Origin of the sequence: Sphingomonas sp. DBB INV C78 (assembly GCF_042693015.1) — a bacterium.
Lineage (GTDB): Bacteria > Pseudomonadota > Alphaproteobacteria > Sphingomonadales > Sphingomonadaceae > Sphingomonas_E.
The window spans coordinates 1,891,095-1,905,822 of record NZ_CP170544.1 but is presented as its reverse complement, the minus strand read 5'-3'; the positions used below and the strand labels follow the sequence as shown (position 1 = coordinate 1,905,822).

Genomic DNA, 14,728 nt, shown 5'->3' with positions numbered 1-14,728 from the left:
GCTAAATTTAGTCCGTATTGGGATCGTATTGTCCTGATCAGAGAATTGTCAAACTGATTCGGACGGCCAGGCCCGATCGACGCTGCGAACCATCCGATCGAGCGAGCGCAGTAGCAAAGCGGCCACAGCGGCGATCAACGCGAGCAGGCCGAAGAAGCTTGCTGGCGTCATGTCGCTCCACAAGGTGCCGACCAGACCGGCCGAAAGGCTGCCGGTGAAGATGGCGAGATACCAGGCGGCGACCGTGGTCGCGCCGAGCCGCGGTGGGGCGAGGCGGGCGAACAGGCCGAGGCCGGTCGGCAGGATTAGTAATTCCCCGAAGGTGAAGATCAGGAAGAAGAGGCCGAGCCAGAGCCAGCCGGCGCGTGCCTCACCCGTGAAGCCGGCGACGAGCGACAGCAGCAGATAGGCGCCGGCCACGACCAGCGCGCCGATCGCCATCCGCCGCGCGGGCGAGGTATCGCGCCCGGCATCCGCCCGGCGTCGCCAGTAAGCGAGCAGAGCCGGGGTCATCAGCATCACCAGCAGCGGGTTGAGCGACTGGAACCAGGTCATCGGGATCGTGAAGCCGCCGGCGAGGCGATCGACCCCGGTGTCCGCCCACAAAGCCACGGTATTGCCGACCTGTTCATAAGCACCGCGGAAGACGGTGACCGAGAGGGCGATCGCCAGCAGCGCCGCGAAGGTGCGACGATGATCGGCCCAGCGTGTCGCCGGCAGTTCGGCGGTCGGCATGCGCGGCGCCTCCGGCGGGAGATATTTCTGGCCGGCGAGATAGATCAGGAGGCCGGCCAGCATGCCGACGCCCGCGGCGCCGAAGCCATAATGCCAGCCATAGAATTCACCGAGCGTGCCGCAGACCAGAGGGGCCAGGAAACCGCCGATGTTGATGCCGACATAATAGACATTATAGGCCCAACCCCGCCGCGGATCGCCGGCGGCATAAAGGTCGTTGATCTGGCTCGGCAGGCTGGGAAGGAACAGGCCGTTGCCGAGCGCGATGGTGGCGAGCGCCGGATAGAAAAGCGGCTCGAACGCCATCATGAAATGGCCCAGCGCCATGATCGACGCGCCGATGATCACCGCGCGGCGCTTGCCGAGCAGCCGATCCGCGATCACCCCGCCGACGATCGGCGTGAAATAGGCGCAGGCCGTGTAGGCGCCGTAGATGAAGGAGGACTGACCCTGGCTCAGCAGCAGCTCCTTCGTCATGTAATAGACGAGGAGCGCGCGCATCCCGAAGTAACTGAACTGTTCCCACATGTTGGTGAGGAACAGGATTGTCAGTCCACGCGGTTGCCCGAACCACGGGCGCGGGGCCGCCTCGCTCATACGACGGCGACCGCCGCGGTGGCACCCCACACATCATCGTCGCACCAGGCGGCGCCGTCGCGATAGACGATGCCGGGCGTGCGATCCTGCTTCAGGAAGATCGGCCCGTCGAGATCGCAGATGTCGCACAGCTGCCCGAGCACGAAGCCCGGCGCCATGCCGATGCTGGTGCAGACCATGTTGCCGACCATCACCTCCAGGCCATGGTCCTTCGCCGCGCGCGCGATCATCAGCCCTTCGGTCAGCCCGCCGCATTTATCGAGCTTGATGTTGAAGACGTCGAAGCGGCCGACGAGGCCCGGCACATCGTCCAGGGTCAGCGCGCTTTCATCCGCGGCGATCGGGATGGGGGATTTGTAGCCCTGGAGATCGGCCTCGCGCCCGCGGGCGAGCGGCTGTTCGATCAGCGAGACCTTGCTGTCGACCATCGCGGCAACCAGCGCATCGAGATCGCCGATCGCGAAGCCCTGATTGGCGTCGACGCCCAGCCACACATCGGGCCGGGCGGCGCGGATGGCCTGCACGCGGGCAATATCGAGATCGAGATCGCCGGTGAGCTTGACCTTGATCGCGCGTGCCTGCGCGTAACCCCGCGCGCCTTCCGCCATCACCTGCGGATCATCGGCGCCGAGGGTGAAGGTGGTGAGGAGCGGGCGGGGTTCGGGAAGCCCGGCCAGCGCCCAGACGGGCTTGCCGCTGCGCTGGGCTTCCAACTCCCACAAGGCGGCGTCGATCGCGTTGCGGGCGCCGCCCGCCGGCAGGATCCCGCGGAGTTCCTCGCGCGATGGGCCGGCCTCGATCGCGGCGCGCACGCCTTCGATCGCGGTGAGCATATGATCGGCATCGTCGTTCAGATAAAAGACGCCCGCCGCCTCGCCCCGGCCGCGATGCGCGCCATCGTCGAGCGTGACGAAGATGGCGTCGCAAAGTTCGAACACATGGCCGGAGATGCGGAAGGGCGCGGCAAGCCGCAGCCCTTCCCTGACGACATTCAGCTTGAGGCTGGCCATCAGTAATGCACCGTCATCGCGAGGAAGCCGCAGATCCACGCGACATAAAGCACGGTGAGCGAGGCGATGAGCAGCAGCACCGCCCACAGCTTGTTCGTCCAGCGGCGCTTGCCGGTGAAGGTGAGGTAGAGGTTCCAGCCCGCCAGCAGCACGGTGCCGACGAAGACGAAGAGACCCGCGATCTGCAGCGTCCACAGCCACCAGTCGGACTTCGCCGTCAGGTAGGTGAGCTCGCTCATCAGCTTGGTGAAGCCGACGATCCAGCCGACCAGGATGGCGATCGACAGACCCGCGGCGAGCCGTACGCCGCGATAGGCCTGCCGTTGTTTGCCTTCCAGCGGCAGCGGTGCCTTGAAGCTGCGGCGGACGAGTGCTGCGGCCGGCCAGTGGAGGAAGGTCAGAAGCAGAACGCCGAGGCTGGCATAAAGCAGAGGCAGCAGCCAGGCGGCCGACTTGTAGCTGGGTACGCGATCGAAGACCATGAAGGGCGAGAAGCCGTCGACGCTCCAGCGCACGACCTTGCCGTCGACGACCTTGGCGGCGAGGCGATCATGGCTGTTGGTGTCGCGCCAGACGAATGGGGCGATCTCCACCCACTTGCGCGGCTGGCCGTTGAGGCCGGTGAGATCCGGGATCAGCAGCCCGCCCTTATCGTCGAGGGTGACGACGGTCTGGCTGATGAGGCCGGTGATGGCGAGGAAGTTGGTCTCCTCACGCCGGCTGTTTTGCCAGTGGCCGGCCATCAGCTTGGCATGTTCGGCCGCGGTCTTCGCATCGACCCTGCCGTCCGGCGGGGCGATCGAGGGCAGGTAGCGATCCGCGAAATCCTGGAACAATGCGCCGCGCAGGGCATGGGCTGCACCCTGCTTGCCGCCGCTGTTGAACGAAACGTAGAAACCGACGCCATCGTTCATGAAGAGGTGGAGCGAGGTGTGGAACGCCTCGGTATCGCCGAGATGGGCGTTGACCTGGCGGCCGTTGATGTTGGTTTCGAAGAAGCCGAGCTGCATCCGGTTGAGCGGCGGGATCAAAGTCAGCGGGCTATCGTGCATCTGCTTGGCCGTTTCCGGCTTCAGGATGCCCGCGCCCTGGTTCAGGTGCGCGATCATGAAGCGGGCCATGTCCGCGCCGGGCGAGGACAGGCTGCCCGCCGGCGCCGGGCCGACGATTTCGAACGGCATCGGCTTGCCCGAAGCGACCGAGTATCCGGTCGCCATCTGCGGGACGAGGGCCTTGGGCAGCGGCTGCCGGAAGGTCGATTGCGTCATGCCGAGCGGCTTGAAGATATGCTGATCGACATAGTCGTCGAACGGCTGGCCCGAGACGCGCTCGACCACATAGCCGGCCAGCGTCGTCGCATAGTTCGAATAGGATGGCGTGGTGCCGGGCGTGTAGATCCGCGTCGGCAGCGCGGTTTTCACATAGTCGCCTACCGTCTGCATATGCTTGACGTCATAGAAGATGATGTTCTTAGCATGATCCTCGAAGCCTGCGGTGTGCTGCATCACCTGCCGCATTGTTGCCGGCTTGCCGTCCTTGGGCGGGATCTTGAAATCGAGATAGCGGTTGATGTCGGCGTCGAGATCGATCTTGCCCTGCTCGACAAGCTGCATCACCGCGGTCCAGGTCACCAGCTTGGAGACCGATCCGGGGCGGAACAGCGTCCTGGCCGGATCGACCGGCGAGCGCTTGGCGACGTCCGCATAACCGAAGCCGCGTTGGGTGAGCACCTGGCCGTCCTTGACGACGACCACCACGGCGCCGGCAATGTCGCCGGTGTGGAGCGCATAGGGCATGTAGCCGTCGAGCCAGGCGTCGACATCATCCTTGCTAAGCGCGCGCTGGCCGACCGCGGGTGCGCCGCTCGCTACCGGTGCTGCGACCGGCTTCGACAATGATGGCGGCGCCAATGTGGGCGCGAGATTGGTCGCCTGCTGTGCGGCGGTGACCCCGCCTGCCAGCAATAAAGCGGCCGCCGCGAATAGCTTGATCGAACGCATGTCCAACGCCCCCCTTTCCTGTTTTGATGCCGCCGCGGCGGGATTGCCTACCTGCGGAACAGCCTATATCTTGGGTATATCCTGATCAGGACATCATGATCCTAATCGGAAAACAATGTCAACATGACCGCCGGAGACGTTTTGAGCCGCTTGAAATCAGCCAATCCAACGCTCGGGGCGCTGCTTCGGGGGTTGCGCAGCCGGGAGGGATGGACGCTCAAGGAAATGAGCGCGAAGAGCGGGATACCCGTATCCACCCTGTCCAAGATCGAGCATGATCGCCTGACGCTGACCTATGACAAGCTGCTGAGCCTGAGCCAGCGGCTGGGCTTGCGGATGTCGGAGCTGTTCGCCGAGTCGGACGACATGATCGAGCCGCAGCCAGTGACGGCGCGGCGCAGCATCGGCCGGCTCGATCGGGCGGTGCGGGTCGAGACCGCCAATTACGACTATTTCTACCTCTGCACGGAGTTGCGGCGGAAGCGGATGATCCCGGTGCTGACTCGCATCCGCGCCAAATCGGTCGAGGAGTTCGGCGAACTCGTCCACCATCCGGGCGAGGAATATATCTATGTGATCGAAGGCAGCATCGAGATCCACACCGAGTTTTACGATCCGGTGCTGCTGAAGCAGGGCGAATCGATCTACATCGATTCGAACATGGGCCACGCCTACATCACCGCCGAAGGATGCGAGGAGGCTTTGGTGCTGGGCGTCTGTTCCAGCGCGGACGAAAGCCTGATGGAATCGCTCATGACGCTGCATGGCGACGGTGAGGTGACGTCTATCAAGCAGGCAAAGGCGCGATAAGATCGCGATCCATGCGGGCTGCGTGGGGGAGGCGAGACCGGCCGGGCGTAGCAGCAATTCCGGACCGATCACGCGCAACGGTAGTCGCGCCCGCTGCCAGCAACACTCCCATTCCGAGACAGCTCGGTGCGTCGTACCCGAGGATGCGACGTAGGAAGCCGCTTTTCCTCATGATACGATCCGTAGGTTGCGCGCCGCGAAGATCACCGCAGGAACTGCCTGCGACTTCGAGGTCATGAGATCGATTACCTGTGGGGTAATGGCGGCAAGTGGGCCGTCTGGTAGCGTGGGGGCCATGACGCAGCATCTTCCGTTGGGCGATCTTCTGCGGGGGTGGCGCAAGCAGCGGCGGGTGAGCCAGATGGACCTCGCGCTCGACGTATCGGTTTCGCCCCGTCATCTGAGCTTCGTCGAGACCGGCAGATCGCGCCCGAGCCGTGGCTTGGTGCTGCGAATGGCCGAGAAGCTGAAGATGCCGCCGCGTGCTCGCAATGCCCTGCTGGTATCGGTGGGCTATGCTCCGGCTTTCCCCGAACGGCCGATCGACGATCCCGCGCTCGGCCCCGCGCTGGCCGCGATCGAACGGTTGCTGGCGAGCTTCCATCCGTTCCCGGCGCTGGCGATCGATCGACACTGGAACCTGCTGCGCAACAACGCGGCATTGGGGCCGCTGATCGAGGGCGTGGCGCCCTGGCTGATGGCGGCGCCGGTCAATGTGCTGCGATTGGGCCTTCATCCTGAGGGGCTGGCACCGCGGATATTCAATCTGGGTGAGTGGAAGGCGCATATCTGCCACCGCCTGGAAATGCAGATCGACGCGACGGGTGACATCGCGCTCACCCCATTGCTGGCGGAACTGCGCGGTTACCCTGCGGGACACGTGCCCGAGCGGCGGCCGGATGCGATCGCGGTGCCGCTGGTGATCGACGTGGGTGGCAGGCGCATGTCGTTCCTGAGCATGACGATGGTGTTCGGAACACCGATCGACGTGACGCTGGCGGAGGTGGCGATCGAGACGCTGGTGCCCGCGGATGCCGAGACTTCGGCGCTGCTGTTGCAGGGCGGTTGAGGGGGCGGGGCAGTGCGAGACCGGAACAGCACTGACCCCGCCACCATCAGAACGCGGGAACAACTGGAACGCGAATATATAAGCAGACGGCGTGCCAGAACGGCGGTTTGGCACTTTTCCGGCCGTCACAATGGTTGACGCCTGTCGAACCATGGCGTGGTTTGTAAGAATGTCCGACGATGCGCGCGGGGACTTCAAATCCGGTGCCGCCGGTGCCACATGGCGCTGATGGACGAACAGACAGCCGGAACCGCGCAGGACCTGCACCCGCTGGTGCGCCGCGTGCTTGCGCCCAATCCGTCCGCCTTCACTTTTCATGGCACGCAGACCTATATCGTCGGCCATGGCGAGGTGGCGGTGATCGACCCCGGCCCCCATGCCGAGGCGCATGTCGATGCGATCCTGGCGGCGACGGCGGGCGAAACGATCCGCTATATCGTCTGCACCCACACTCATAATGACCATAGCCCGGCCGCCGCGCCGCTGAAGGCGATCACGGGCGCGGAGATCATTGGCTGCGCGCCGCTCGCGCTCGACGACAGCGGCCCCCGTGCCGACGCGGCGTTCGACCGCAATTATGCACCCGATCGCGTGTTGGGCGATGGCGAGACATTGTCCGGACCTGGCTGGAGCCTGGTCGGCGTCGAGACGCCGGGACATACGTCCAACCATCTCTGCCTCGCCTTGCCGGAAGCCGAGGCTTTGTTCACCGGCGATCATGTGATGGGCTGGTCGACCACGGTGATCTCCCCGCCCGACGGCGACATGGCCGATTATATGGCGAGCCTCGACAAGCTGATGGCCCGCAACGACACCGTTTATTATCCCGCCCATGGCGACCCCGTGGACCGGCCGCAGCGCTTCGTCCGCAGCCTGATGGGGCATCGCAAGCAGCGCGAAGGGCAGATCCTGCGCCTGCTGAATGAGGGCGAGAAGCCGATCCCGACGATGGTGGCGAAAATGTATGTCGGGCTGGACGAGCGGCTGGTGGCCGCCGCCGGCCGATCGGTGCTGGCGCATCTGCTCGATCTCGAGCGAAGGGGCGTGGTGATCCGCGCGGGCGAGGAAGGCTGGGCGCGCGCGGCGTGACCAACAGGTCCGTCCGGTGGTTTGCGGCGCTGGTTGCCGTGGCGATCGTGGCAGGCGCGATCGGCTGGTTCGGCGCGCGCCAGATCGCCGGCGTCTTTTCCCCCGATCCCGTGACGATCGCCGTGGCGAGCCTGGATTCGATGCGCGAGCAGAACCGGCTGACGGTGTTCGCTGCCCGTTATGTAGCGGTGGTGACGTCAACCCAGAGCCGGTTCGGCCTGTCCGCCAAGAAGACGCTGATCATGCCGGGCAATGTCCGTTACGAGGTGGATCTGGCTGCACTCGACCTGAAAGATGTGCGCTGGGATGCGGCGGCCAAGCGATTGTCGGTGACGCTGCCACCCCCCATATTGGCAGGGCCGGAAGTGGATATGGCCGCGATCCGCGAATATGACGGCGGCGGCATGCTGATGGCGCTGAGCGACGCGGAGACCGCGCTCGACGCTGCCAATCGCAAGGCCGGTCAGGCGGAACTGCTGCGGCAGGCCCGCGGTGAGCTGCCGATGCGGTTGGCGCGCGATGCCGCGCGCCGGGCGGTGGAACGCAATTTCGCGATGCCGCTCAAGGCGGCCGGGTTGGACGCCAGCGTTGCCGTCCGCTTTGCCGACGAACCTGTGGCCCGCGATGGCGAGCGGATGGACGCTTCCCGTTCGCTGGAAGAGATATATGGGTTGAACGAGAATCAGAACGCGCGTCCGGAAAGAGGAACGAAGCCATGAATGCCCCCACCCAGAGCCTCGCCGGGCTGGACCTGCGCGCGGAGATCGAGCGGCTGCGCAAGGAGCGCAACGCGGTGATCCTGGCGCATTACTACCAGACGCCCGACATTCAGGATCTCGCCGATTTCGTCGGCGACAGCCTCGATCTCAGCCGCAAGGCGGCGGACACCAATGCCGATGTGATCGCGTTCTGCGGCGTCCGCTTCATGGCGGAGGTCGCCAAAATCCTTTCCCCGGAAAAGACCGTGATCCTGCCCGATATGGATGCCGGTTGCTCGCTGGAGGATAGCTGCCCGCCGGAGCAGTTCGCCAAGTTCCGCGCGGCGCACCCGGATCATATCGCGTTGACCTACATCAATTGTTCGGCCGCGGTGAAGGCGCACTCGGACATCATCGTCACAAGCTCGTCTGCGGAGAAGATCCTCAGCCAGCTGCCGATGGACCAGAAGATCATCTTCGCGCCGGACAAGAATCTGGGCGCCTATTTCAACCGCAAGACCGGCCGCGACATGCTGCTGTGGCCGGGCGCGTGCATCGTCCATGAGGCGTTTTCGGAAACCGAATTGCTGAAGCTGAAGGCGCAATATCCCGACGCGCCCGTGGCGGCGCACCCGGAATGCCCGGCCTATATCCTCGACCATGCCGATCAGGTGGGATCGACCCGCGCGATCCTGGAGTTCGCGCTGGCGAGCCCGGCCGAGACGATCATCGTCGCCACCGAGCCGCACATCATCCACCAGATGGAGAAAGCGGCGCCGCACAAGACGTTCATCGGCGCGCCGGGTGCGGACGGCAACTGCAACTGCAATATGTGCCCGTACATGGCGCTCAACACGATGGAAAAGCTCTACATCGCGCTGCGCGACATGGAGCCGCGGATCGAGCTGGACGAAGGCACCCGTCTCGCCGCCAAGAAGCCGCTCGACCGGATGCTGGCGATGGCGAGCGGATCGGTCGGGCTGGGCGATCTCGGGCTGCGGGTGACGGGGGATTGATCGGATACTCCCCTCCCGCTTGCAGGAGGGATGGGGGGTGGGAATGCCCCCTTCAGTCGTGCGCGATTTGAAGCGCGAGCCCACCCCCGACCCCTCCCGCAAGCGGGAGGGGGGAGTCTGATAAATGCCTTTCACTCTTGCCGATTTCGATCTTGCTGCCTTCGTTCGCGCCACGCTTGCCGAGGATCTTGGCGAGAAGGGTGACATCACCTCCGCCGCGGTAATCCCAGCCGAAGCGATGTTCACGGGCGTGATGGCGAGCCGTGACGCGATCTCCGTCGCCGGGCTGCCGCTGGCCGAAGCTTTTTTCCGCGCGCTCGACCCCGACGTGGTGATCGAGACACTGGTGGCGGACGGCGAGACGGTTGCGCCCGGCACCGAGTTGATGCGCCTCCATGGTCGTGCTCGCGCGATGCTGACGGCGGAGCGGTCCGCGCTCAACACCGTCCAGCACCTTTCGGGCATCGCGACGATGGCGCGCACCTATGTCGACAAGATTGGCGGCACGCGCGCGACGCTGCTCGATACGCGCAAGACAATTCCCGGCCTGCGCGTGCTCGAAAAATATGCGACGCGAATGGGCGGGGCGACCAACCATCGCATGGGCCTGTGGGACGCGGCGATGATCAAGGACAATCATGTCGCGGTGGCGGGCGGTGTAGGCGAGGCGGTGCGGCGCGCCAAGGCGGCGGGCATCGCTTCCATCATCGTCGAGGTCGACCGGATCGACCAGATCGAACCGGCGATTGCGGCTGGCGCCACCCACCTGCTGCTCGACAATATGGACCCTGCCACCTTGCGCGGTGCGGTGACCCTGGTCGGCGGGAGGCTGCCCACCGAGGCATCGGGCGGCGTGCGGCTGGAAACGATCCGCGCGATCGCTGAGACGGGCGTCACCTATATCTCGGTAGGCCGGCTAACCCAGTCCGCGCCGGCGGCCGACATCGGGCTCGATTTCGCTACCGCTTGAAGGGTTTGAGCGCGGTTGCGCGATCCGCGGCCCGGACTATGGTGCGCGCGGGATAAACATAGGGGGAAGCCGGCTATGAGGCCACAATCGATCATCCTGTTCGAACGGATCGCCCTTGCGACGATCGCGCTTGGTATCGTGGCAGCGGTGTTGAGTTGGCAGCGGACAGTGGGGATGGTCGAGAAGATGGGCCACGGCCCCGGCCTGGTGATCGGCATCCAGGCGGTGAGCGTCGCCTTCATGCTGCTGCTCGTCTATTTCATCACGCGCCGCGCGAGCGAGATCGCCAAATGGATCTTCGTCGTGCTGGTGGTGCTGGGTGCGGTCAATATGGTGATGACCCTGAGCTCGGTGCTGGCGGCGGGGCCGGCCGGGATGATCGCGCCGGCCCAATTGATCTTGCAGTTGATCGCGACGTGGATGCTGTTCCGGCCCGATGCGGGCGCATGGTTCCGCAAGGATGCCAATGACTGATATGCGCCTGATGGCGGCGACAGCCTTGCTGCTGTCGCTGCCGGGGACAGCGCTTGCCCAGGCGCGGGATTGCCGCGTGCCGGCGGTACTGCCGCGGCCCGCGGTGGATGAGGCGACCGCGCAGCAGCCCCGGCGCAACGTGCCGATCGGTGGATATACGCTCGCGCTCACCTGGTCGCCCGAATATTGCCGGACGCGGGCCAACAGCCCGACCGATCGCTTCCAGTGCGGCGGCGGGCCGGCGCGCTTCGGCTTCACGCTGCATGGGCTGTGGCCCGACGGTCTGGGAGAGCAATGGCCGCAATATTGCCGACCGGCGGCGCTGCTGCCCGATCGGCTGGTCCGCAGCAATCTGTGCATGACGCCTTCGGTGCAATTGCTGCAGCACGAATATGCCAAGCATGGCACCTGCATGAGCGCGTCTCCCGAGGCCTATTTCCGTACCGCGGGCGCGCTCTATGGCGGGCTGCGTTTCCCGGACATGGCGGCGCTGTCGCGCCGGCCGACGTTGAGTGTCCGCCAGCTTGCCGAGGCGCTGGCTACGTCCAATCCGGGTACCGATGCTGCGATGTGGAAGATCGCGACCAACCGCAAGGGCTGGTTGGAGGAGGTGCGGCTGTGCCTCGACACCGCGCTCAAGCCCAAGCGCTGCCGCGCCTGGGCCGGGGGCGCCAAGCCCAACGATAGTGTCAGGATCTGGCGGGGCGGGAACTGACGCCTTCGATCGTCACCGTGCCTGGATAATGCTTGTCCAGGTGGCGCTTGATGATCTTCAGGTTGCGGCTGTTCGATCGGAAGAAGAAGTCGAACGCGTCGCCGACCACCGGCACCGCGCCGAGCAGTGAATCGACGCCGACATTGGTCGCCATGCGGACCAGCTGGAATTTCGACATGCCGAGGTTGCGCGCCTCCCACACGATCCACGCGCCCATCACGGCGGTGAGAATGTCGCCAACCACCGGCACGAGCCCGACGATGAAATCCAGGCCGACGGGGCGATTGATGCCGGGTATCACGAGCACGCGTTCGAGCATGCCTTCCATCGCCTCGATCCGGCGGCGCACGGCGGCGGGATCGCGATCCAGATTGGCGATCGCGGCAAGTTCTTCAAAATTCGGTGGCGTGGCGGCCATCAAAATCTCCTCATCCCGCATTCCATATGGGAAGGCTGCACGGGATTTCACCCTCCCGCGCTTCAGCGGTCCTCGGGGCGCAGATGGTTGAGCGGATGGACGCCGCGGGCGTTTTCCTTGAACCCGGTCATCGTCGGCGAAACCAGCGACCAGCGCAGCGGCGTCGCAAGGGGGATGAAGGAGACGATCTGGGCGAGCCGGGCGTCGGCATCCGCCATCGTCAGATTGCGCTCGAGGAGCGTCGGAGCCTTGCGGGCGGTCTCCAGTGCGCGATCGGCCTCCTCGCTGCAGAACACCGCGCGATCGCAGGTGAACTGGCGCAGATACCAACTTCCGCTGTCGGCAGGCGAGACCATGTCGATCAGTTGCAGGTCGGCCTTGGCCCGCGGGCCGACGGCCTCGGCTTCTACTCCGATCCGCCGCCAGTCGATCTGCAGCAGCGTGAAGAGAAACCGTGCGCCGGGCCCCTGGGGCAGCGACACCCGCACGCGCGCAACGGGCGCCTCCTCCCGCTTGCGCCAATCGGCGATGGAGGCCGCGGCGATGGCCCGCCGCTGGGGTAGGGACGTGTCGATCCAGTCGGGCGTGGCGGGCGAGGGAAGATCGGCGATGCCTCCGGGTACGATCGTCGACGCCGCCCGCCAATCCTTGACGCCGAAGGCCTGGACGATCCGGTCGCGATCTATCGCCATCGAGAGCGCGCGGCGCGTATCGACGCTGCCGAGCAGGCCGCCAGCATCTGTGACCTTCAGGCCAAACAGGCCGAAAACCGGATCGAAGCGCAGCGTATTGGCGGCAGGCGTTGCGGCGCGGGCGACGGCGAGATCCTGGAAGCGGCCGCCGAGAACGGCCTGCGTTGCGCCATCGCGGAAGCGCACGATCGCGAGCGAGGCGCGCTCCCCACGCAGCCGTACCTGTCGGCGGGCGATGGCATCCTCGTCGCGCTCTTCCTCGGCATCGGGCTCGCCTTCCGGGGGCGTATCCTCAATCGCGCCAAGCAGCAGCCAGCCTGGTCCTCGGCCGGCCACAGTCAACGGTCCCGTACCCCCCTTTGACCGTGAAGCGATCAGTGCCATTTCCGGCTGGGCCAGATATTGGAGCAGGCTCGGCCGCGGGGCGGTGAGGCGGATTTCCACGACTTGCGGCGTCACCGCGATCACTTCGTCGATCGCGCCAAGTGAGGGCTTGAGCGGGTTCTTGCTGGAACGGGCCAGCGCGTCGCGCAGGCGACGGGCGGCGTTCTCGGCGTCGATGCCCAGCCCGTCGGCAAGACGGAAGGTGTAATAGAGGCCGTCGTCGGAAACGTCCCAGCGGATGGCAAGACCAGGCTCGATCTGGCCGCCGCCGTCGAAGCGGATCAGCCCTTGCGCGGTTGCCCCCATCAGCACGGCATCGGCCGGGCGTAGTGGTTTCTGATTGGGATCGACCACGGCGGGCGGCTCGCCGATTACGCTGACGTCGATCGGCCCGTCATGGCCGCGATCGGAGCAGGCGGCTGTCGCGAGCAGCAGGGCAAGGCCGATCTGTCGCATCACCGCTTCAGCCCCAATGTCCGGCTGGGGTGGACGTTCGCCGGATTGTCCTGCCAGCCGAGCACGCGCGGCGAGACGAGCGCGCGGCTGACGTAGAAATAGAGTGGCAGCACCGGCGCATCCCTCATCAGGATCGCTTCTGCGGCACGCATCTTGCTCGCGCGGCGTTTGGGATCGGGTTCGGCGATCGCGGCGTCATAAGCGGCATCGTAGCGCGGATTGGCGTAGCCGGAATAGTTGATCGGCCCGGCATCGGACCGATGGACGCCGAGAAAATTTTCGGGCGCGGAGAGATCGGCGATCCATCCCGAGCGGGCGAGCGCGAAATCGCCGCGGCGCATGGCGGCGAAGTGAAGCGCGGCCTCGCTGTTGAGCAGACGCGCCTCGACGCCGAGCGGCCGCCACATCGCCGCAAGCGCGATCGCGACGCGGCGATGATCGGGATCGCTGTTGAAACGGACATCGAAGACGAGCGGATGGCGCGGGCCATATCCGGCTTCCGCCAACAGTGCGGCTGCGACGGCCATCCGCTTCGGCTTGGGCCAGTCGACCCAGCCGGGACGGTAGGCGGACAGGCCGCCGGTGCCATCGGGGACGACGCCCCAGGCGGGCGGATTGCCCATCGCCAGCAGCGGGCCGGCGATCCATTCGCGATCGGTTGCGAGGCTGAGCGCCCGGCGTATTCGAACATCATCGAAGGGCGGCCGCCGCGTGTTGAAGGCGAAATAATAGCTGCCTTCATAAGGTGCGATGTGCGCGGCACCGGGCAGATTGCGCCGAATCCATTCCAGGCGGGTCGATGGGAATTCCGCGGTGGTGTCGCCCGCGCCGGCGCGGAACATGCGAAGCGCCGTCAGTCGATCGGGCACCGGCCGCCATTCGACCTTCGCGATCGGCGGCGATGGATCGTGCCAGGCGGGATTGGCTTCGAGCCGCATCGCATCGTTGAGATGCCACCCGGTCAGGCGATAGGCGCCGGACGTCACAAGCGGCCGCTCGGCGGTCCAGCCGTCGCCCAATGCTTGGATGCGGTGAATGGGGAGGGCGGCCATCGCCGGATGGGCGAGGAGAGCGGGCAGCGCCGCGAAGGGATGGCGCAGGCGAACGACCACCGCCTGACCTTCGGCGTGCACATCGGCGATCGGCTCGAACGTCCCCTTGTGGGGGGCCGCGGTAGCAAGGTCGATCAGCCGCGCGTGAACGGCAGCGAAGGTGGCCGGCGTGATCGGCGTGCCATCCGAAAAATGCAGATTGGGGCGCAGCGGGAAACGCCAGGTCAGCCCATCGGGAGACGCGGTCCAGTTGGTCGCGAGCCCCGCTTCGGGCTGCCCCTTGGCGTCGAAGCGGGTCAGGCCCTCGAACAGATCGGCGGCGATCCGTACCGATGCGATTTCGGAGGTCTTGTGTGGATCGAGGCTCTTGGCCTCGGCATCGCCCAGACGGACCAGAGTGTCGCTGGGAGGAGTTGCCCGGTCCGGCGAGGGCGATCCGCAGGCGGCCGGCATGGCAATAAGGAAAGCCAGCAGGCGCCACACCCTGCTGCCGGACCGTTGATCTGATGACCTCACCCCGCATCGCTAGCCCAATTGTGCGCT

At 65.8% G+C, this 14,728-nt stretch carries 14 protein-coding genes; 8 read left to right on the top strand and 6 right to left on the bottom strand.

Annotated elements, in window-relative coordinates:
• Positions 1–48 precede the first annotated feature (48 nt).
• From ACFB49_RS09120 to ACFB49_RS09110, 3 genes are read right to left on the bottom strand one after another with little or no spacing between them, the layout of a single operon-like run.
• Entirely contained in the window at positions 49–1,332 is a 1,284-nt protein-coding gene (locus ACFB49_RS09120) for a peptide MFS transporter (RefSeq protein ID WP_380878686.1), read from the bottom strand.
• Positions 1,329–2,342, bottom strand: a complete 1,014-nt coding sequence (locus ACFB49_RS09115) for a dipeptide epimerase (RefSeq protein ID WP_380878684.1) — start codon at positions 2,340–2,342, stop codon at positions 1,329–1,331. Before ACFB49_RS09115 ends, ACFB49_RS09120 begins: the two co-directional genes overlap by 4 nt.
• The gene (locus ACFB49_RS09110; RefSeq protein WP_380878682.1) at positions 2,342–4,342 is read right to left on the bottom strand and encodes a serine hydrolase domain-containing protein; all 2,001 of its coding nucleotides are present in this window, start codon (positions 4,340–4,342) and stop codon (positions 2,342–2,344) included. Before ACFB49_RS09110 ends, ACFB49_RS09115 begins: the two co-directional genes overlap by 1 nt.
• A 141-nt stretch (positions 4,343–4,483) precedes the next feature.
• On the opposite strand from ACFB49_RS09110, the gene ACFB49_RS09105 reads away from it, so the two are divergent.
• From ACFB49_RS09105 to ACFB49_RS09070, 8 genes are all read left to right on the top strand, one after another.
• Entirely contained in the window at positions 4,484–5,152 is a 669-nt protein-coding gene (locus ACFB49_RS09105) for a helix-turn-helix domain-containing protein (RefSeq protein WP_380878680.1), read from the top strand.
• Positions 5,153–5,447: 295 nt separating this feature from the next.
• The gene (locus tag ACFB49_RS09100; RefSeq protein WP_380878678.1) at positions 5,448–6,221 is read left to right on the top strand and encodes a helix-turn-helix domain-containing protein; all 774 of its coding nucleotides are present in this window, start codon (positions 5,448–5,450) and stop codon (positions 6,219–6,221) included.
• Between the two features lie 219 nt (positions 6,222–6,440).
• Complete coding sequence (locus ACFB49_RS09095; protein WP_380878676.1) at positions 6,441–7,310, top strand: MBL fold metallo-hydrolase; 870 nt, start codon at positions 6,441–6,443, stop codon at positions 7,308–7,310.
• A complete protein-coding gene (locus tag ACFB49_RS09090) occupies positions 7,307–8,029 on the top strand; it encodes a DUF4230 domain-containing protein (protein WP_380878674.1) in 723 nt (240 codons plus the stop codon). The genes ACFB49_RS09095 and ACFB49_RS09090 overlap by 4 nt, the downstream gene beginning before the upstream one ends.
• Positions 8,026–9,024 (top strand): quinolinate synthase NadA, encoded by a 999-nt coding sequence (gene nadA / locus ACFB49_RS09085; RefSeq protein WP_380878672.1) that lies wholly within the window; start codon positions 8,026–8,028, stop codon positions 9,022–9,024. Before ACFB49_RS09090 ends, nadA begins: the two co-directional genes overlap by 4 nt.
• A 124-nt stretch (positions 9,025–9,148) precedes the next feature.
• Positions 9,149–9,994: a carboxylating nicotinate-nucleotide diphosphorylase gene (nadC, locus tag ACFB49_RS09080; RefSeq protein WP_380878670.1), complete on the top strand. Its 846-nt coding sequence runs from the start codon at positions 9,149–9,151 to the stop codon at positions 9,992–9,994.
• A gap of 75 nt (positions 9,995–10,069) precedes the next feature.
• Positions 10,070–10,468 (top strand): hypothetical protein, encoded by a 399-nt coding sequence (locus ACFB49_RS09075; protein ID WP_380878668.1) that lies wholly within the window; start codon positions 10,070–10,072, stop codon positions 10,466–10,468.
• Positions 10,461–11,183, top strand: a complete 723-nt coding sequence (locus tag ACFB49_RS09070; RefSeq protein ID WP_380878667.1) for a ribonuclease T — start codon at positions 10,461–10,463, stop codon at positions 11,181–11,183. The genes ACFB49_RS09075 and ACFB49_RS09070 overlap by 8 nt, the downstream gene beginning before the upstream one ends.
• On the opposite strand, the gene ACFB49_RS09065 is transcribed toward ACFB49_RS09070, so the two are convergent.
• From ACFB49_RS09065 to ACFB49_RS09055, 3 genes are all read right to left on the bottom strand, one after another.
• Complete coding sequence (locus ACFB49_RS09065; RefSeq protein WP_380878665.1) at positions 11,158–11,601, bottom strand: DUF4112 domain-containing protein; 444 nt, start codon at positions 11,599–11,601, stop codon at positions 11,158–11,160. The genes ACFB49_RS09070 and ACFB49_RS09065 overlap by 26 nt on opposite strands.
• A gap of 62 nt (positions 11,602–11,663) precedes the next feature.
• Positions 11,664–13,133, bottom strand: coding sequence for an ABC transporter substrate-binding protein (locus ACFB49_RS09060; protein WP_380878663.1), 1,470 nt, complete (start codon positions 13,131–13,133; stop codon positions 11,664–11,666).
• A complete protein-coding gene (locus ACFB49_RS09055) occupies positions 13,133–14,668 on the bottom strand; it encodes an ABC transporter substrate-binding protein (RefSeq protein ID WP_380878661.1) in 1,536 nt (511 codons plus the stop codon). Before ACFB49_RS09055 ends, ACFB49_RS09060 begins: the two co-directional genes overlap by 1 nt.
• Between the last annotated feature and the right edge of the window lie 60 nt (positions 14,669–14,728).

Coding starts and splice junctions, on each gene's coding strand:
- ACFB49_RS09120 (WP_380878686.1), bottom strand. CDS start 1,332: ATGAGCGAGGCGGCCCCGCGCCCGTGGTTCGGGCAACCGCGTGGACTG.
- ACFB49_RS09075 (WP_380878668.1), top strand. CDS start 10,070: ATGAGGCCACAATCGATCATCCTGTTCGAACGGATCGCCCTTGCGACG.
- ACFB49_RS09065 (WP_380878665.1), bottom strand. CDS start 11,601: ATGGCCGCCACGCCACCGAATTTTGAAGAACTTGCCGCGATCGCCAAT.
- ACFB49_RS09115 (WP_380878684.1), bottom strand. CDS start 2,342: ATGGCCAGCCTCAAGCTGAATGTCGTCAGGGAAGGGCTGCGGCTTGCC.
- nadC (WP_380878670.1), top strand. CDS start 9,149: ATGCCTTTCACTCTTGCCGATTTCGATCTTGCTGCCTTCGTTCGCGCC.
- nadA (WP_380878672.1), top strand. CDS start 8,026: ATGAATGCCCCCACCCAGAGCCTCGCCGGGCTGGACCTGCGCGCGGAG.
- ACFB49_RS09100 (WP_380878678.1), top strand. CDS start 5,448: ATGACGCAGCATCTTCCGTTGGGCGATCTTCTGCGGGGGTGGCGCAAG.
- ACFB49_RS09095 (WP_380878676.1), top strand. CDS start 6,441: ATGGCGCTGATGGACGAACAGACAGCCGGAACCGCGCAGGACCTGCAC.
- ACFB49_RS09110 (WP_380878682.1), bottom strand. CDS start 4,342: ATGCGTTCGATCAAGCTATTCGCGGCGGCCGCTTTATTGCTGGCAGGC.
- ACFB49_RS09060 (WP_380878663.1), bottom strand. CDS start 13,133: ATGCGACAGATCGGCCTTGCCCTGCTGCTCGCGACAGCCGCCTGCTCC.
- ACFB49_RS09070 (WP_380878667.1), top strand. CDS start 10,461: ATGACTGATATGCGCCTGATGGCGGCGACAGCCTTGCTGCTGTCGCTG.